This is a genomic window from Teichococcus deserti, assembly GCF_001982615.1.
Lineage (GTDB): Bacteria > Pseudomonadota > Alphaproteobacteria > Acetobacterales > Acetobacteraceae > Pseudoroseomonas > Pseudoroseomonas deserti.
In genome coordinates this window covers 1-16,558 of the sequence record NZ_MLCO01000138.1, presented here as the reverse complement: position 1 = coordinate 16,558, position 16,558 = coordinate 1, and the positions used below count along the sequence as shown (strand labels likewise).

At 68.8% G+C, this 16,558-nt stretch carries 17 protein-coding genes and 1 pseudogene; 3 read left to right on the top strand and 15 right to left on the bottom strand.

All coding sequences use genetic code 11. From position 1 onward, the window contains the following. From BKE38_RS14655 to zapE, 7 genes are all read right to left on the bottom strand, one after another. Window positions 1-219, bottom strand: a 219-nt coding sequence (locus BKE38_RS14655; protein ID WP_302466770.1) for a biotin/lipoyl-containing protein, incomplete at its 3' end; no start/stop codon positions are given. A gap of 96 nt (window positions 220-315) precedes the next feature. Then, a complete protein-coding gene (locus tag BKE38_RS14650) occupies window positions 316-3,216 on the bottom strand; it encodes a 2-oxoglutarate dehydrogenase E1 component (RefSeq protein ID WP_076958041.1) in 2,901 nt (966 codons plus the stop codon). A gap of 199 nt (window positions 3,217-3,415) precedes the next feature. Next, window positions 3,416-4,306: a succinate--CoA ligase subunit alpha gene (gene sucD, locus BKE38_RS14645; RefSeq protein WP_076958040.1), complete on the bottom strand. Its 891-nt coding sequence runs from the start codon at window positions 4,304-4,306 to the stop codon at window positions 3,416-3,418. 1 nt (window position 4,307) lies between these two features. Beyond that, entirely contained in the window at window positions 4,308-5,504 is a 1,197-nt protein-coding gene (sucC, locus tag BKE38_RS14640; protein WP_076958039.1) for an ADP-forming succinate--CoA ligase subunit beta, read from the bottom strand. A gap of 96 nt (window positions 5,505-5,600) precedes the next feature. Continuing rightward, window positions 5,601-6,554, bottom strand: a complete 954-nt coding sequence (mdh, locus tag BKE38_RS14635; protein ID WP_076958038.1) for a malate dehydrogenase — start codon at window positions 6,552-6,554, stop codon at window positions 5,601-5,603. A gap of 331 nt (window positions 6,555-6,885) precedes the next feature. After that, window positions 6,886-7,365, bottom strand: a complete 480-nt coding sequence (locus tag BKE38_RS14630) for a hypothetical protein (protein WP_131829599.1) — start codon at window positions 7,363-7,365, stop codon at window positions 6,886-6,888. 28 nt (window positions 7,366-7,393) lie between these two features. After that, window positions 7,394-8,581, bottom strand: a complete 1,188-nt coding sequence (gene zapE / locus BKE38_RS14625) for a cell division protein ZapE (RefSeq protein WP_076958036.1) — start codon at window positions 8,579-8,581, stop codon at window positions 7,394-7,396. Window positions 8,582-8,766: 185 nt separating this feature from the next. Here zapE and BKE38_RS14620 point away from each other — a divergent pair, with 185 nt between their 5' ends. Continuing rightward, window positions 8,767-9,033: a DUF2171 domain-containing protein gene (locus tag BKE38_RS14620; protein WP_076958035.1), complete on the top strand. Its 267-nt coding sequence runs from the start codon at window positions 8,767-8,769 to the stop codon at window positions 9,031-9,033. 78 nt (window positions 9,034-9,111) lie between these two features. Here BKE38_RS14620 and BKE38_RS14615 read toward each other — a convergent pair whose 3' ends face one another. From BKE38_RS14615 to BKE38_RS14590, 6 genes are all read right to left on the bottom strand, one after another. After that, window positions 9,112-9,897, bottom strand: a complete 786-nt coding sequence (locus tag BKE38_RS14615; protein ID WP_076958034.1) for a succinate dehydrogenase iron-sulfur subunit — start codon at window positions 9,895-9,897, stop codon at window positions 9,112-9,114. A gap of 15 nt (window positions 9,898-9,912) precedes the next feature. Further along, window positions 9,913-11,724, bottom strand: coding sequence for a succinate dehydrogenase flavoprotein subunit (sdhA, locus tag BKE38_RS14610; RefSeq protein WP_076958033.1), 1,812 nt, complete (start codon window positions 11,722-11,724; stop codon window positions 9,913-9,915). Between the two features lie 180 nt (window positions 11,725-11,904). After that, a complete protein-coding gene (gene sdhD / locus BKE38_RS14605) occupies window positions 11,905-12,273 on the bottom strand; it encodes a succinate dehydrogenase, hydrophobic membrane anchor protein (RefSeq protein WP_367595875.1) in 369 nt (122 codons plus the stop codon). A gap of 40 nt (window positions 12,274-12,313) precedes the next feature. After that, a complete protein-coding gene (sdhC, locus tag BKE38_RS14600) occupies window positions 12,314-12,757 on the bottom strand; it encodes a succinate dehydrogenase, cytochrome b556 subunit (RefSeq protein ID WP_076958031.1) in 444 nt (147 codons plus the stop codon). A 307-nt stretch (window positions 12,758-13,064) separates the two neighbouring features. Next, on the bottom strand, window positions 13,065-13,310 hold the full coding sequence (locus BKE38_RS14595) for a hypothetical protein (RefSeq protein ID WP_076958030.1): 246 nt from the start codon (window positions 13,308-13,310) through the stop codon (window positions 13,065-13,067). 304 nt (window positions 13,311-13,614) lie between these two features. Further along, the gene (locus BKE38_RS14590; RefSeq protein ID WP_076958029.1) at window positions 13,615-14,646 is read right to left on the bottom strand and encodes an aspartate-semialdehyde dehydrogenase; all 1,032 of its coding nucleotides are present in this window, start codon (window positions 14,644-14,646) and stop codon (window positions 13,615-13,617) included. Window positions 14,647-14,861: 215 nt separating this feature from the next. Between BKE38_RS14590 and BKE38_RS14585 the strand changes: the two genes are divergently transcribed. Both BKE38_RS14585 and BKE38_RS14580 read left to right on the top strand, forming a co-directional pair. Continuing rightward, on the top strand, window positions 14,862-15,287 hold the full coding sequence (locus tag BKE38_RS14585) for a DUF1489 family protein (RefSeq protein WP_207553572.1): 426 nt from the start codon (window positions 14,862-14,864) through the stop codon (window positions 15,285-15,287). Window positions 15,288-15,454: 167 nt separating this feature from the next. Beyond that, window positions 15,455-15,679 (top strand): hypothetical protein, encoded by a 225-nt coding sequence (locus BKE38_RS14580; RefSeq protein ID WP_076958028.1) that lies wholly within the window; start codon window positions 15,455-15,457, stop codon window positions 15,677-15,679. 109 nt (window positions 15,680-15,788) lie between these two features. On the opposite strand, the gene BKE38_RS14575 is transcribed toward BKE38_RS14580, so the two are convergent. Beyond that, window positions 15,789-16,307: an NADH-quinone oxidoreductase subunit B family protein gene (locus BKE38_RS14575; protein WP_076958027.1), complete on the bottom strand. Its 519-nt coding sequence runs from the start codon at window positions 16,305-16,307 to the stop codon at window positions 15,789-15,791. A gap of 23 nt (window positions 16,308-16,330) precedes the next feature. Then, window positions 16,331-16,558 (bottom strand): annotated as a pseudogene (locus BKE38_RS14570) (hydrogenase expression protein HypE); the annotation flags it as partial.

Below are 16,558 nucleotides of genomic sequence, written 5' to 3'. Positions count from 1 at the left end.
GCCGAGCACCGCGCCCGGCTCGACCTCGGCGCCTTCCTCGGCGACGATCGATTCCAGCACGCCGGCGGCGGGGGCATTGACCTCCACCGTGACCTTGTCGGTCTCCAGCTCCACCAGCGGCTCGTCGGCAGCCACGGCCTCACCGGCCTTCTTCATCCACTTCGCGATGGTCGCGGTGGAGACGCTCTCGCCCAGGGGGGGCACCACAATATCGGTCATTCTGCCGTCGCCTCTTTGCCGGTGCTAAAGGTCAGCTTCGTAAAAACGGATGCGCGAGGCGCCGCTGTCGCGGCGCCTCGCGCAGGGAAAGGTCGATCAGGCCAGGCCGAGGGCGCTGCGGACCAGCGCTTCCTGCTGCTGCTGATGCACCTTGGCCGAGCCGGTGGCGGGGCTCGCCGCCTCCTCGCGCCCGACATAGGTGGGACGCTGCGCCTTGTGGCCCAGCTCCTTCAGCACCTTCTCAATGCGCCGGTCGACGAAGGTCCAGGCGCCCATGTTCTCGGGCTCCTCCTGGCACCAGACGATCTCGGCGTTCTTGTACTCGGCCAGGACGCGGGCCAGCGACAGGCGCGGGAAGGGATAGATCTGCTCGAGGCGGACAACCGCCACGTCGTCGATCTTCTTGTCGCGGCGCTCCTGCAGCAGGTCGTAATAGACCTTGCCGCTGCAGAGCACGACGCGCTTCACCTTCTCGGCCGGGCCGATGGCATCCGCCTCCGGGATCACGGTCTGGAAGCTGCTGCCGGTGGCGAAGTCCGCCAGGCTGCTGATCGCCAGCTTGTGCCGCAGCAGCGACTTCGGCGTCATGACGATCAGCGGCTTGCGGTAGTTGCGCTTCAGCTGGCGGCGCAGCGCGTGATAGTAGTTCGCCGGCGTCGTGAAGTTGCAGACCGCCATGTTGCGCTCGGCGCAGAGCTGCAGGTAGCGCTCGAGGCGGGCGGAGGAATGCTCCGGACCCTGGCCCTCGTAGCCATGCGGCAGCAGCATCACCAGGCCCGACATGCGCAGCCACTTGGTCTCGGCCGAGGCGATGAACTGGTCGATGACCACCTGCGCGCCATTGGCGAAGTCGCCGAACTGGCCTTCCCACAGCGTCAGGGTGTTCGGGTCGGCGAGCGTATAGCCGTAGTCAAAGCCGAGCACGCCCATCTCGCTGAGCAGCGAGTTGAAGGCTTCCATCCGCTTCTGGCCTTCGCGGATGTTGTTCAGCGGCATGTATTCCGCCTGGTTGTTCTGGTCGATCAGGACGCAGTGGCGGTGGCTGAAGGTGCCGCGCTGCACGTCCTCGCCCGAGAGGCGGATGCGGTGGCCTTCCAGCAGCAGGCTGCCGAAGGCCAGCGCCTCGCCGGTCGCCCAGTCGATGCCCTCGCCGCTCTCGATGGCGTTCTTCTTGGCCTCGAGCTGGCGGGTGATCTTGGAATTGGCGGCGAAGCCCTCGGGCACGCGGGACAGGGCGGCGCCCACCTCGCGCAGCGTCTCGAGGTCGACGGCGGTGCCGTCCTCCTTCTCCTCGTCATCCGAGCCGGCGGCCTTCAGCCCGGCCCAATGGCCCTCGAGCCAGTCGGCCTTGTTCGGCTTGAAGGTCTGCGCGGCCTGATAGGCCTCCTCGAGCTGGGCGTAGAAGGCGTCCAGCATCGCCTTTCCGTCCTCGGCCGGAAGCGCACCGGAGGCCGCCAGACGCTCCGCATAGAGGGTGCGGGTGGTCTTCAGCTCCTTGATCCGGCCATACATGATCGGCTGGGTGAAGGCCGGCTCGTCGGTCTCGTTATGGCCGTGGCGGCGGTAGCAGACGATGTCCAGCACCACGTCGGCGCCGAACTTCATGCGGTACTCGGCGGCCATGCGGGCGGCGAAGACCACCGCCTCCGGGTCGTCGCCGTTGACGTGCAGGATCGGCGCCTGCACCGACTTGGCGACATCCGTGCAGTACAGGCCGGAATAGGCGTGCACGGGGACGGTGGTGAAGCCGATCTGGTTGTTGGTGATGACATGGACGGTGCCGCCGGTGCGGTAGCCGATCAGCTGGCTCATCGCCAGCGTCTCATAGACCACGCCCTGGCCGGCGAAGGCCGCGTCGCCATGCAGCAGGATGGCCATGACGCTGCGGCGGCCCTTGACGTCGCCCGCCATGTCCTGGCGCGCCCGCACCTTGCCGACCACGACCGGGTCGACGACCTCGAGATGGGAGGGGTTGGGCTGCAGCGACAGATGCACCTGGCGGCCGCCGATCTCCAGATCGGTCGAGGTGCCCAGGTGGTACTTGACGTCGCCCGAGCCCTGCACGTCGTCCGGATTGGCCGAGATGCCCTTGAACTCGGCGAAGACCTTGGTGAAGGGCTTCTTCACCACGTTGACCAGCGTGTTCAGCCGGCCGCGATGCGCCATGCCGATGACGATCTCGCCGACGCCCTCGGCGGCGGCCGCCTCGATCACCGTCTGCACCGCCGGGATGGTGACCTCGCCACCCTCCAGGCCGAAGCGCTTGGTGCCGACATACTTGCGGGCGCAGAAGGTCTCGAAGCCCTCGGCCTCGGTCAGCTGCTGCAGGATCTGCTTCTTGGCCGCCGCGTCGAAGGCGGTGGTCCAGGGCGCGCCCTCGACCTTCTGCTGGATCCAGGACTTCTGCTCGGGGTCCTGGATATGCATGAACTCGACGCCGATCGGGCCGCAATAGGTGGCCCGCAGGATGCCGACGATCTCGCGCAGCGTCGCCGTCTCGCGGCCGAGCACCTTGTCGATGAAGATCGGCCGGTCCATGTCGGCCTCGGCGAAGCCGTAGGTCTTCGGGTCCAGCTCCGGATGCGGCTTCGGGGTCTGCAGGTGCAGCGGGTCGAGCTGCGCCTCCAGATGGCCGCGCACGCGATAGGCGCGGATCAGCATCAGCGCGCGGATCGCGTCCTGCGCCTGCTGCCGCGCGGCGGCGGGGTCCACCCCGGGGGCGGCGGCGGCCGCAGGGGCGCCGGGCTTGCCGCCCTTCTTCGGGTCGGCCTTGGGCGCTTCCGGCTCCGGGGCGAAGCCGCCCTTCGGCCGCGGCGCCCAGGAGGCGCCGGCCGCGTCGTGCAGCACCGCGCGGGCGTCGTCGTTCAGCGCCGCGAAGAGCTCCTGGAAGGAGGCGTCCACGCTGTCGGGCCGCTCCACCCAGCGGGCATACAGGTCGGCGAGGAAGGTGGCATTCGCCCCCGTCATCACGCTTGCCAGGATGTCGATACCGGCCATCTTCTCCTCCTCGCCCGCACCTTCCTGGGTCGCGGCGGTCAGCTCACAGCAGGACGTCAGAAAACGCCAACGCCGCCCCGGATATAGGGACGGCGCTGGATAACATAGCGGTAAAACGCGGCAAGTTGCAGGCTTCCGCCGCGGGCCTGCATGGCAGACCCGCGTCGTTGGCCGTCAACTTGCCCGCGCGGGCCCGGCATCAGCCGCGCAGCGCCTTGACCATGGTCGAGCCGAGCGCCGCCGGGCTCTCGGCGACATGGATGCCGGCCTCGCGCATGGCAGCCATCTTCGCCTCGGCGGTGTCCTTGCCGCCGGAGATGACGGCGCCGGCATGGCCCATGCGGCGGCCCGGAGGGGCGGTCGCGCCGGCGATGAAGCCGACGACGGGCTTGTAGTTCTTCGAGCCCGGCTTGTTCTCGCGGCCGAGGAACTCGGCGGCCTGGATCTCCGATTGGCCGCCGATCTCGCCGATCATGATGATCGACTGGGTCTCGGGGTCGGCCAGGAACATCTCCAGGACCTCGGTGAAGTCGGTGCCCTTGACCGGGTCGCCGCCGATGCCGACGCAGGTCGACTGGCCGAGGCCGGCCGCCGTGGTCTGGGCCACCGCCTCGTAGGTCAGCGTGCCCGAGCGGGAGACGATGCCGACCGAGCCGCGCTTGTGGATATGGCCCGGCATGATGCCGATCTTGCAGGCGTCGGGGGTGATGACGCCCGGGCAGTTCGGGCCGATCAGCCGCGACTTGGAGCCGGACAGCGCCCGCTTCACCTTGATCATGTCGATCACCGGGATGCCCTCGGTGATGCAGATGATCAGCGGGACCTCGGCGTCGATCGCCTCCAGGATGCTATCGGCGGCAAACGGCGGCGGCACGTAGATGACCGAGGCATTGGCGCCGGTGGCGGCGACGCATTCGGCGACGGTGTTGAACACCGGCAGGCCGAGATGCATCTGGCCACCCTTGCCCGGGGTCACGCCGCCCACATACTTCGAGCCATAGGCGATGCCCTGCTCGGCGTGGAAGGTGCCCTGGGAGCCGGTGAAGCCCTGGGTCATCACCTTGGTGTTCGCGTCGACGAGAATGGCCATCTTACTTGGCTCCCTTCACGGCGCGGACCACCTTCTCGGCGGCGTCGGCCAGATTGTCGGCCGGGATGATCGCCAGGCCGGATTCGGCCAGGATCTTCTTGCCCAGGTCGACGTTGGTGCCCTCGAGGCGCACGACCAGCGGCACCGAGAGGGTGAGGTTCTTGGCCGCCACGACGATGCCGTTGGCGATCATGTCGCACTTGGCGATGCCGCCGAAGATGTTGACCAGGATCGCCTTGACGTTGCTGTCGGAGGTGATGATCCGGAACGCCTCGGTGACGCGCTCGGCCGTCGCGGTGCCGCCGACGTCGAGGAAGTTCGCAGGGCTCGAGCCGTAGAGCTTGATGATGTCCATGGTGGACATCGCCAGGCCCGCGCCGTTCACCATGCAGCCGATCTCGCCGTCGAGCGCCACATAGTTCAGGTCGTGCTTGACCGCCTCGAGCTCCTTCGGGTCCATCTCCGTGTCGTCGCGGAGCGCCTCGAGGTCCTTGTGGCGGAACAGCGCGTTGTCGTCGAAGGACACCTTGGCGTCCAGCGCCACGATCTCGCCGGCGCCGGTCACGACCAGCGGGTTGATCTCGACGATGGCGCAGTCCAGCTCGACGAAGGCGGTGTACATCGCCGTCACGAACTTGGTGAAGGAGGCGACCTGCTTGCCTTCCAGGCCCAACCCGAAGGCCAGCTTGCGGCAATGGAAGCCGGAGACGCCCGAGGCCGGGTCGACGACCGCCTTCAGGATCTTCTCCGGATGGTTTTCCGCAACTTCCTCGATTTCCATCCCGCCTTCGGTCGAGGCCATGATGACAATACGAGAAGTGTCGCGGTCGACCAGCAGCGAGAGATACAGCTCGCGCTTAATGTCGCAGCCGTCCTCGATATAGACGCGGCTGACCTGCTTGCCGGCCTCGCCGGTCTGCTTGGTCACCAGCGTCTTGCCGATCATCGCCTCGGCAGCCGCCTTGACGTCGGCGACCGACTTGACGACGCGGACGCCGCCCTTGCCGTTCGGGTCTTCCTTGAAGCGGCCGGCGCCACGCCCACCGGCATGGATCTGGCTCTTCACCACATAGACGGGGCCGGGCAGCTTCTTCGCCGCTTCCTCCGCCTCGGCGGCGGTCCAGGCGACATGGCCCTCGAGCACTGCGACGCCGTAGCGCTTCAGCAGCTCCTTGCCCTGGTATTCGTGGATGTTCATCCGTTCACCCTCTGCATGGGCCACAAGGCCGGGAGCTGCCCCGGCCCGACATTCCTGTCCCGGGAGCGGGCCCTGCGGCCCCCTCCCGAGGGCGAATTAGACGCCGAGCTTCTTGAAGTCCGCGATCAGCTTCTTCACCGCATCGCAGGACTTGTCGAAATTGGCCTTTTCCTCCGGGGTGAACTGGACCTCGACGATCTTCTCGACGCCCTTGTCACCGATCACCACCGGCACGCCGACATAGAAGTCGTTCATGCCATACTCGCCGTTCAGCAGCACGGCGCAGGGCAGCACGCGCTTCTTGTCCTTCAGGTAGCTCTCGGCCATGGCGATCGCCGAGGCGGCCGGGGCGTAGAAGGCCGAGCCCTTCTCGAGCAGCTTGACGATCTCGCCGCCGCCATTGGCGGTGCGCGTCACGATGGCGTCGATCTTCTCCTGCGTCGACCAGCCCATCTTGACCAGGTCGGGCACCGGGATGCCGGCGACGGTCGAGTAGCGGGTCAGCGGCACCATGGTGTCGCCATGGCCACCCAGCACGAAGGCGGTCACGTCCTCGACCGAGACGCCGAACTCTTCCGCCAGGAACATGCGGAAGCGCGCGCTGTCCAGCACGCCGGCCATGCCGACGACCTTCTCGGCGGGCAGGCCCGACTTCTGCTGCAGCACCCACACCATCACGTCCAGCGGGTTGGTGATGCAGATGACGAAGGCGTTGGGGGCATAGGTCTTGATGCCCTCGGCCACCTTGGTAATGACCTCGGCATTCTTGGTCAGCAGGTCGTCGCGGGTCATGCCCGGCAGGCGGGGGAAGCCGGCGGTGACGATCACCACGTCGGCGCCCTCGATCGCGGCATAGTCGGCCGCGCCGACCATCTTGCTGTCGAAGCCGTCGACCGGGCCCGACTGCATGATGTCGAGGGCCTTGCCGGCGGCGACGCCGGCGAAGACGTCGAACAGGACGACGTCGCCCAGTTCCTTGAGGCCGATCAGGTGGGCGAGGGTGCCACCGATGTTGCCGGCGCCAACCAGCGCAATCTTCTTGCGGGCCATGAGGATCATCCTTCCCGAGCGTTCAAGCGAAGGCGGTGTCTGGAAACTTGCGACGGCTACCTACTCCTGTGCTCCCCGCCCGACAAGGCAGGGCCGTGTCGGATTCAGACAGCCAGGCTCAGGCAATCGCCGCGAAGCGGCCGCCCCCTGCCCCAGGCTGGCGCCCGGGGCCGGAGGAGACCGCCCAGATACCTCCCATGCCCCGGCCCGTTTCGCGGGTCCGGGGCGGTTTGCCGGCCGCTATGCCGCGGCCGGGTGGCTGATCACGGCCGCGCAGGGCCGAAACAGGACGTCCGGGGGCAGCCTGCCCGGGGAACGAGGCGAAGGCCGCTCAGAGCGGCAGGCAGCGGACCACGTCGTCATGGCCGCGCGCCAGGGTCGACATGGTGCCGACCGGGCATTCGCGCTGCTCGCCGGCGGCGGTCGGCAGCCCGGCCTGCCAGGAGGTCAGCCGCGGGCCGGCGACTTGCCGCAGCGCCTGGCGCTGGTTGCCGCGGACGGCCGGCTGGCGGCTGGCGGTGCGCTGGACATTGGCGCCGCGGCGCGCCGGCGCCGCCGGCTTGGCCGAGGCGCGGCTGACCGTCGGGCGGCTGGCGCGGGCCGGGGCCGCGGCGGCGCGGGTGTTGCCCCGGGCGATGCTGGCCTGCTGCCTCGCGGGGGCGGCGGCGCGCGCGGCGCTGCCGCTGGCCTTGCCCGCCTTGCCGGCATTGCGCTCGGTCCGCGCCCCGGCGGCTTCGGCCGTCGGCACCAGCGCGGCAGGCACCAGCGCCAGGGTCAGCAGGCCCAAGAGGCAGAGCGGGATCAATCGCATGCGAGCTTCCTTATGACACGCTGCCGCCTCAGGTGAGGTGCGGCAGGCCCAGATAGTCGTGGCTTTGCATTTCCATCAGGCGGGAGGCGGTGCGTTGGAACATCGCCGCGTTCTCGCCCTGCTCGTAGAGCTGGTCCGGCACCGCGGCGGCCGAGGCGACCAGCTTGCAGCGATGCTCGTAGAGGGTGTCGATCAGGGTGATGAAGCGCCGGGCCCGGTCGAAATTGTCCGGCCCCAGCCGTGGCACGCCGTCGAGCACCAGGGTGTGGAAGTGGGTCGACAGCGCCAGGTAGTCGGCCGGTCCCAGCGGCAGGCCGCAGAGATCCTCGAAATCGGCCCGGGCGACGCCGCCCACGGCCTGCGGCACCCGCACCCGGCGGCCGAGCACCGCGATCTCCTCCGGCGCGCCATGCGGGCGGCCGGTGAGCTCCTTGAAGGCGGCGTCCAGCGCCCGCTCGGCGCGGCCATCGGCCGGCGAGTGCCAGGTCGGCAGCCCCTGGATCCGGTCGCGGCGGTAGTCCTGCTGCGACTTCAGATGCAGCACCGAGACATGCTTGTTGATCAGGGCGATGAAAGGCAGGAAGGCGTCGCGCCCCGGCTTGCCCTTGAACAGGTCGTCGGGCGCCGTGTTGGAGGTCGCCACGATCACCGTGCCGCGGGCGAACAGCGCCTCGAACAGCCGGCCCAGGATCATCGCATCGGCGATGTCATGCACCTGGAACTCGTCGAAGCACAGCAGCGAGGCCTCGGCGGTGATCTGGTCGGCCAGCGGCGGGATCGGGTCCTGGGTGTCGCCATGCTGCTTCTTCCAGGCATGGATGCGCTGGTGCGACTGCTGCATGAAGGAATGGAAGTGGATCCGGCGCTTCCGCGGCACCTCGGCGCAGGCGAAGAACAGGTCCATCAGCATGGACTTGCCGCGACCGACCTCGCCGACCAGGTACAGGCCCTGGGGCGCGTTGCCCGGGGCCTCCTCGACCGGCTTGCGGCGCAGGAAGCGGGACATGAAGCCGCCGCCCTCCTTGGTGGGCGGCTCGTGCTTCGGCTCGTAGCCGCGCGTGCGGCGCCAGAGATCCTGCAGCGTCTCGGCGGCCAGCGCCTGGGCGGGATCGGAACGCAATTCACCCGCCGCCACCTTCGCACGGTAGGCGGGGAGTGGTCCTTCGGCGTAGGACGGGAGGCTTGCCACCTCCCCCGGCTTCATGGGGCCATCCATCGCGTTGCGGCATAGCCTGTCACGGCCGATGCGGCAACCGCGCCTTCACCGCAAACCACAACCCACGGAAAGAATGATGGTTTCGTGCGGCCAGCCGGTCTGGTTGCGAGGAACCGGCCCCAGTCGCATCCCTGCCCCGGCGCCAGCGTTATCCCTGCGCAACCAAAGACAGGAACACCGCCGCGATGATCGACAAGAGCCTCATCCAGGAACATGCCGAGGTCGTCGGCTCCTGCGGCCACCGCATCGGCCGCGTCGACCACCTGGCGGGAGACTTCATCAAGCTGACCCGGGATTCGTCGCCGGACGGGCAGCACAAATACCTGCCGCTCAGCGCCGTCGCCGATGTCGAGGGCGGCAAGGTCTCCACCATCATGAACCACACGGCGGCGACCTCGATCCTTCAGGACGATCCCGAGACCGGGGCCGGGTCGGCGGTTACCGCCAGCTAGAAACGAAAAAAGGCCAGGGGGCGCTGCCCCCTGACCCCCGCCGGGGGCATTGAATGCCCCCGGACCCCCACGTCGGGATCAGCCCTGACGCTCGACCATCATCTGCTTGATCTTGCCGATCGCCGCCGCCGGGTTCAGGCCCTTCGGGCAGGTCGCGGCGCAGTTCATGATGGTGTGGCAGCGATACAGCCGGAACGGATCCTCGAGATTGTCCAGCCGCTTGCCGGTGGCCTCGTCGCGCGAATCGGCGATCCAGCGATAGGCCTGCAGCAGCACGGCCGGACCGAGATAGCGGTCGCCGTTCCACCAGTAGCTCGGGCAGGCCGTCGAGCAGCAGAAGCACAGGATGCACTCCCACAGCCCGTCGAGCTTGGCGCGCTCCTCCTTGGACTGGCGGCGCTCCTCGTCCGGCGGCGGCGCCGTGTCGGACTGCAGCCAGGGCTCCACCGAGCGCAGCTGGGCGTAGATGTGCGACAGGTCGGGCACCAGGTCTTTCACCACCGGCATATGCGGCAGCGGGGTGATGCGCACGTCCTTCTTCGCGACCTCCTCGATCGGCTTGAGGCAGGCCAGCGTGTTCATCCCGTCGATGTTCATCGCGCAGGAGCCGCAGATGCCCTCGCGGCACGAGCGCCGGAAGGTCAGCGTCGTGTCCACCTCGTTCTTGATCTTGATCAGCGCGTCCAGGACCATCGGCCCGCACTTGTCGAGATCGAGCTCATAGGTGTCGTAGCGCGGGTTCTCCCCCGTGTCGGGGTCGAAGCGGTAGATCTTGAACGACTTGACGTTCTTGGCGCCCGCCTCGGCCCGGTAGGTCTGACCGGTGCCGATGGTCGAGTTCTTGGGCAGGGTGAAAGTGGCCATGGTCCCGCTCCTTCCTCAGTACACGCGCGGCTTGGGCGGGAAGACCTGGACCTCGTTGGTCAGGGTCCGCATCTTCACGTCGCGGTAATCCAGCGACACCTTGTAGTTCTCGTCCACGCGGGCGAGCGTGTGCTTCATCCAGTTGGCGTCATCGCGCTCCGGATAATCCTCATGGGCATGCGCGCCGCGGCTCTCGTGCCGGGCCTCGCCGCCGACCACGGTGGTCAGCGCGTTGCCGATCAGGTTGTCCAGCTCCATCGCCTCGGCCAGGTCGCTGTTCCAGATCAGCGAGCGGTCGGCGATGCGGATATCGGCATAGCCGTCGGCCACCTTCGCCATCTTCTCGCAGCCTTCCTTCAGCAGCTCCGAGGTGCGGAACACCGCGGCATGCGTCTGCATGGTGCGCTGCATGTTCAGCCGCAGATCGGCGACCGAGGTGCTGCCCTTGGCGTGGCGGACGCGGTCCAGGCGGTCCAGCGCCTTCTCGCCCGCGCGGGCCGGCAGCGGCGCCTGGGTCGCGCCCGGCTTGATGGTGGCCGCCGCCCGCAGCGCCGCGGCGCGGCCGAAGACCACCAGATCGAGCAGCGAGTTGGTGCCGAGACGGTTGGCGCCATGCACCGAGACCGAGGCCGCCTCGCCCACCGCCATCAGGCCCGGGACCACCCGGTCCTGGTCGGTGCCGGTGGCGCTCAGCACCTCGCAATGGATGTTCGTGGGGATGCCGCCCATGTTGTAGTGGACGGTGGGCAGCATCGGGATCGGCTCCTTGGTCACGTCCACGCCGGCAAAGATCTTCGCCGTCTCGGAGATGCCCGGCAGCCGCTCATGCAGCAGGTCGGCGCCGAGATGCTCGAGATGCAGGTGGATGTGATCCTTGTGCGGGCCGACGCCACGGCCCTCGCGGATCTCCATCGACATGGCGCGCGAGACGACGTCGCGCGAGGCGAGGTCCTTCGCCGTGGGGGCATAGCGCTCCATGAAGCGCTCGCCCTCGGAATTGGTCAGGTAGCCGCCCTCGCCGCGGGCGCCCTCGGTGACCAGGCAGCCCGAGCCGTAGATGCCGGTCGGGTGGAACTGCACGAACTCGTTGTCCTGCAGCGGCAGGCCGGCGCGCAACACCATGCCGCCGCCGTCGCCCGTGCAGGTATGCGCCGAGGTGCAGGAGAAATAGGCGCGGCCATAGCCGCCGGTGGCCAGCACCACGGTCTGGGCGCGGAACCGGTGCATGGTCCCGTCTTCCAGGTTCCAGGCCATGACGCCGCGGCAGGCGCCTTCCTCGTCCATGATCAGGTCGAGGGCGAAGTATTCGACGAAGAATTCGCAGTTATGCTTCAGCGACTGCTGGTACAGCGTGTGCAGGATGGCGTGGCCGGTGCGGTCGGCGGCGGCGCAGGCGCGCATCGCCGGCGTCTTGCCGTAGTTCTGCATGTGGCCGCCGAAGGGCCGCTGGTAGATCTTGCCGTCCTCGGTGCGCGAGAAGGGCACGCCGAAGTGCTCCAGCTCGATGATCGCCGGCACCGCCTCGCGGCACATGTATTCGATGGCGTCCTGGTCGCCTAGCCAGTCCGACCCCTTGACGGTGTCGTACATGTGCCAGCGCCAGTTGTCCTCGCCCATGTTGCCGAGCGACGCGCCGACGCCGCCCTGGGCGGCGACGGTGTGGCTGCGGGTGGGGAAGACCTTGGTGATGCAGGCGGTCTTCAGGCCGGCCGCACCCATGCCGAAGGTGGCGCGGAGCCCGGCGCCGCCGGCCCCCACCACGACCACGTCGTAGGTGTGGTCCACCACGCGGTAGGCGCCCGAGGAGGGCATGGTGATCGCGTTCATCGTCCCGATCCGTCCGTCAGTTCATGGCAGCGGCAGACGCCGCCGAATTCGGTGCCGCCTGCGGCGGCGCGAGATGGTCTGTCTGCACCGGCACTGCGCGGAGCAGCGCCGGGTTGCCTCTGAAGACCGGCGCCGCGGCACGCGGCGCCGGAGGGCCGGCGGGCAGGCCGGCCAGGGCCATCAGAGGGCGACCCGCAGCACCGAGAGCGCCGCCAGCAGCGCCATCAGCCAGCACAGCGCCTTCACCGCCAGGATGGAGGCCATCCGCGGCATCTCGCCGCGCACGTAATCCTCCAGCACCACCTGCATGCCGGCGCCGGCATGCTGGAAGGAGATCAGGATGAAGGAGATCAGCAGCACCGCGTTCAGCGGGTGGCCGATCCAGGCCACGACCTGCGCATGGCTCGAGCCGGTGTGCAGGGCGATGGAGAGGATGAACCAGATGGTCAGCGGCAGCAGCGCGATCGAGGTGACGCGCTGGATCCACCAGTGATGCGTGCCGCCCTTGGCGGAGCCCAGGCCGCGCACGCGGCCCAGCGGGGACTGCATGCGGACGGAATTCTGTTCGCTCATGGTCGGTGCGTCCCGCTTACCAGGAGATCAGGGCGATGAGCCAGGTCAGGACGGTGGCGACGCCGGTCGCCACCATCACCGCCTTGCCCGTCTTCCAGGTCGACGGCAGGTCGAAGCCGTGGCCCGCATCCCACATCAGGTGGCGGATGCCGGCGAAGGTGTGGAACCAGGCCACCGCGGTCATGCCGGCCAGCACCAGGATGCCCAGGAAGGAGGAGAAGAACCACTGCGCCTTGGCCAGCGCCTGCGGGCCCGAGGCCGCAGCCATCAGCCACCAGACCAGGAAGGCCGAGCCCACCGTCCAGGCGATGCCGGTGGCGCGGTTCAGCACCGAGAGGCCGGAGGTGATCTGCACCATGTCGTAGACTTGCAGGTGCGGCGACAAGGGGCGGCGGATGCGCGTCCCGTCGGTGCGGCGCCCGATAAAGGTCGCCTCGCGCGCGTCTTTCATACTCGACATGGACCGATCCCGCTCCGCCACATTTTGAGACGCCCCCGCGCCCGGCCTGGGCAGCGGCCGGACAGGGGCGGTGCACGACCTTTTATGGTGCGCTGCCGTGCAGCGTCAACGCGCTGGCCCTGCATGGCACAGCCCGGCAAAGCGCCGGTTAAGTGCGGGTGCAGGCTTTTTTGTCGCTGCCCGCCGCGACCATGCCCAACGGCCAGGCCCAGGCCTGCCCGCCGCAGACATGAAACTGGCCATCCATCGGTCGTCCCGATGGATGGCCCGGATGCTGATCGACTCGGCGGCAGGGGCCGCCGCCCGATCAATAGCCGTGATAGTATGGCCGCTGCGGCGTCGTGGCGGCGCCACCCACCGCGCCCAGGGCGCCGCCGATCAAGGCGCCGGTGCCGGCATTGCCGCCGGTCAGCGCGCCGACGCCCGCGCCGGCGCCGGCACCCAGCAGGCCGCCGCCGATGGCGCGCTGTCCCGGATTGTACGGATCGGTGCAGGCCACAAGACCAAGGCCCATGCCCGCCACGAGGCCCACGCGAATCAGGGTCTTCCGCATTCTCAGTCCTCCTTGCCGAATGACAACGCGGTAACCCTGTCCGGGATGCGGGACAAAGATGCGGCGCTGCCATGGCCAAGTCGAGGCAAGCCATCACGGGGGCGTGAGAAGAGAAAACGAAGAGAAGGCCGGGGGAAGGAATTCCCCCAGACCCCCATCTTCCTTTTGCGGTGACTGCCGTGCCCAGATGGCGGCAGCAGGCGGAACGGCGCGGCCGCAGCACGACCGGTCCGCGGGCGCCAAAGAACAGAAAAAAGAAGGGGTCGAGGGGAATTCATTCCCCTCGCCTTTGGCTTGTCTTCGCTCAGGCCGGCTCGCGCAGCAGCAGGTTCTGCCGCACCAGCTCTTCGGCGATCTGGACGGCGTTCAGCGCCGCGCCCTTGCGCAGGTTGTCGGCGACGCACCAGAAGGCCAGGCCGTGCTGCACGGTCGGGTCCACGCGCATCCGCGAGACGAAGACCGGGTCCTCGCCGGCAATGTCCACCTGGGTCGCGTAGCCACCGTCCTCGCGCTGGTCGAGCACGGTGATGCCCGGCGCCTCGCGCAGGGCTTCCCAGGCCTGCTGCGGGGTGATCGGCCGCTCGAACTCGACGTTGATGGCCTCGCCATGGCCGATGAAGGCCGGGACGCGGACGCAGGTGGCGACGACCTGAATGTCGGGGTCGAGGATCTTGCGGGTCTCGACGGCCATCTTCCACTCTTCCTTGGTGAAGCCGTCCTCCATGAACTTGTCGATGTGGGGGATGCAGTTGAAGGCGATCGGCTTGGTGAAGACCTCGGGCGTCGCCGCGTCGTTGACGAAGATGCCGCGGGTCTGGGTGAAGAGCTCGTCCATCGCCTCCTTCCCCGCGCCGGAGACCGACTGGTAGGTGGAGACGACGACCCGCTTGATCCGCGCCAGGTCGTGCAGCGGCTTCAGCGCCACCACCATCTGGATGGTCGAGCAGTTCGGGTTGGCGATGATGTTGCGCTTGCGGAAGTTGCGCAGCGCGCCCGGGTTCACCTCCGGCACCACCAGCGGCACGTCGTGGTCCATGCGGAACTGGCTGGTGTTGTCGATGACGACGCAGCCGGCCGCCGCCGCGCGCGGCGCATGCACCGCCGAGACCGAGGCGCCCGGGGAGAACAGGCCGATATGGGTGCCGGCGAAGTCGAACTTCTCCAGGTTCTGCACCTTCAGCACCTGGTTCTCGCCGAAGGAGACCTGCTGCCCGGCGGAACGGCCGGAGGCCAGCGCGATCACTTCGCCCACGGGGAAGCTGCGCTCGGCCAGCGTCTTGAGGATCTCGCGCCCCACATTGCCGGTGGCGCCGACGACCGCGACCCGATAGCCCATGATGTTGTTCCTCGCTTCCGCGGTGGAGGCCGGCGGGCCGTCTGCGGCCCGGGCGCGGCGAAAAGTGGCGTGGATTAACGCCCTTGCCGAAGCGGGCGCAACCATTTTGCCCCCTGGCCGCCCCAGGGCAGCCCCGGGGCACGGCGGGCAGCCCTGCAGCGCGCGCCGGCCGGGCGGGGCTTGCAGGAGGCCGCCGCCAGGGGCAAGTGAGGGCCGTGCTGCACATGATCAAGCTCTGCGTCGGGCCTCGCGACGTCGCCTCGCTGCGCGCCGGCCAGGCGCGGCGCCTGGTGCTCGACCCGCCGCTGCGCCACCTGACGCGCATGCATCCGAAGCGCGCCGAGGAGATCCTGGACGGCGGCTCGCTCTACTGGGTGGTGGCGGGCTATGCCTGCGTGCGGCAGCGGATCCTCGACATCCGCAGCGAGCCCGGCAATGACGGCACGCCGCATGCCGCGCTGATCCTGGATCCCGAGCTGGTGGCGGTCGCCGCCCGCGCCATGCGGCCGTTCCAGGGCTGGCGCTACCTCGCGGCCGAGGCGGCGCCGGCGGATATCGGCAGCGGCACCGGCGACATGTCGGGCGTCGACGAGCTGCCGGAAAAGCTGCGGCAGGAGCTGACGGCGCTCTGCCTGCTCTGAGCAGGCGCAGCATTTTTCCGGTCGGATTTCTTTTGGCGAATCATCGCCTGAGCGACCGAATCGAAGAATTAACGTTAATTCAGCAGCGGCCCATCCTGGCGTGAGCTGGCGGCTGCGATCCTGCAGCGTGAAGGGGGAGTTCTCCCCTTCCCTTCAGGAAACGCACCATGCTCCGCCCGCTCCGTCTTCTGTTCGCCCTTGCCGTGCTGGCCGCCCCCCTGGCGCTGCCCAGCTTCAGCAGCCCTGCCGAGGCCCGCACCGCCGCCTCCACCCGGACGGAGCATCAGGCCAGCGCGCGGCATCATCGCCGCCATGTGGCGAAGCGCGGCCAGCACCGCACCCGCCACGCCACCCAGGTCCGCCGCCACCGCACGCCGCGCACGGCGGGCTGAGGCCGCCCTATTCGACGGCGCTCGTTTCCCGGCAGAGCGTCGTCGGGGCCGCGTCCTCCCGGCGCGGTCGACGGCCAGGGGTCCTTCGGGCCTCTGGCCGTTTTTTCGTTCAGGCCTCGGCCTCGACCAGCGCCAGAAGGCCTTCCAGGATCAGCGAGGGGCTGGGCGGACAGCCGGGGATGACCAGGTCGACCGGCAGCACCGCGCCGATGCCGCCCGCCACCGCATAGCCGTCCCGGAACAGGCCACCGTCGAGGGCGCAATCGCCCACCGCCACCACCCAGCCGGGCTCGGGCATGCAGGCATGGGCGCGCAGCAGGGCCTCGCTCATGTTGCGCACCGCGGGGCCGGTGGCCAGCAGCACATCGGCATGGCGCGGGCTTTCGACGAAGCGCAACCCGAAGCGCTCCAGGTCGTAGACCACGCCCTGCAGCGCGCCGAGCTCCAGCTCGCAGCCATTGCAGGAGCCGGCATTGACGGCGCGGATGGCGAGGCTGCGGCCGAGCCGGCTGCGCGATGCGGCCTCCAGCCGCTCGGTCAGGGCCGCCACCGTCTCGGGCAAAGGCGGCACGGGGGCGTCGGTCAAAGGACGGCGCAGCAGGCTGCGCGCCAAGCGGGGCCATAGCATCTTTTTTCAGGTTCCCCGCGGCTTCACAGGTCCACACCACTGACCGAGGCATTGAAGCTGCGGCTGATCAGCGGCAAATCCGCAAGAATATTGTTCTCCATCGAGGCCTCCAGCAGCGGCCAGAGCAGCCAGGAGGGATCGCGCGGGAAGCAGCCGGCGACCAGCCCGGCCTCGTCCAGCGCCACCCAGCAGAAGACCTCGCCCCGGAAGCCTTCGACGGTGAAGCTCGCCTCGCCAGGGCGGGCCGGGAG

Coding starts and splice junctions, on each gene's coding strand:
- BKE38_RS14650 (WP_076958041.1), bottom strand. CDS start 3,216: ATGGCCGGTATCGACATCCTGGCAAGCGTGATGACGGGGGCGAATGCC.
- sucD (WP_076958040.1), bottom strand. CDS start 4,306: ATGGCCATTCTCGTCGACGCGAACACCAAGGTGATGACCCAGGGCTTC.
- sucC (WP_076958039.1), bottom strand. CDS start 5,504: ATGAACATCCACGAATACCAGGGCAAGGAGCTGCTGAAGCGCTACGGC.
- mdh (WP_076958038.1), bottom strand. CDS start 6,554: ATGGCCCGCAAGAAGATTGCGCTGGTTGGCGCCGGCAACATCGGTGGC.
- BKE38_RS14630 (WP_131829599.1), bottom strand. CDS start 7,365: ATGCGATTGATCCCGCTCTGCCTCTTGGGCCTGCTGACCCTGGCGCTG.
- zapE (WP_076958036.1), bottom strand. CDS start 8,581: ATGGATGGCCCCATGAAGCCGGGGGAGGTGGCAAGCCTCCCGTCCTAC.
- BKE38_RS14620 (WP_076958035.1), top strand. CDS start 8,767: ATGATCGACAAGAGCCTCATCCAGGAACATGCCGAGGTCGTCGGCTCC.
- BKE38_RS14615 (WP_076958034.1), bottom strand. CDS start 9,897: ATGGCCACTTTCACCCTGCCCAAGAACTCGACCATCGGCACCGGTCAG.
- sdhA (WP_076958033.1), bottom strand. CDS start 11,724: ATGAACGCGATCACCATGCCCTCCTCGGGCGCCTACCGCGTGGTGGAC.
- sdhD (WP_367595875.1), bottom strand. CDS start 12,273: ATGCAGTCCCCGCTGGGCCGCGTGCGCGGCCTGGGCTCCGCCAAGGGC.
- sdhC (WP_076958031.1), bottom strand. CDS start 12,757: ATGTCGAGTATGAAAGACGCGCGCGAGGCGACCTTTATCGGGCGCCGC.
- BKE38_RS14595 (WP_076958030.1), bottom strand. CDS start 13,310: ATGCGGAAGACCCTGATTCGCGTGGGCCTCGTGGCGGGCATGGGCCTT.
- BKE38_RS14590 (WP_076958029.1), bottom strand. CDS start 14,646: ATGGGCTATCGGGTCGCGGTCGTCGGCGCCACCGGCAATGTGGGGCGC.
- BKE38_RS14580 (WP_076958028.1), top strand. CDS start 15,455: ATGCTCCGCCCGCTCCGTCTTCTGTTCGCCCTTGCCGTGCTGGCCGCC.
- BKE38_RS14575 (WP_076958027.1), bottom strand. CDS start 16,307: ATGCTATGGCCCCGCTTGGCGCGCAGCCTGCTGCGCCGTCCTTTGACC.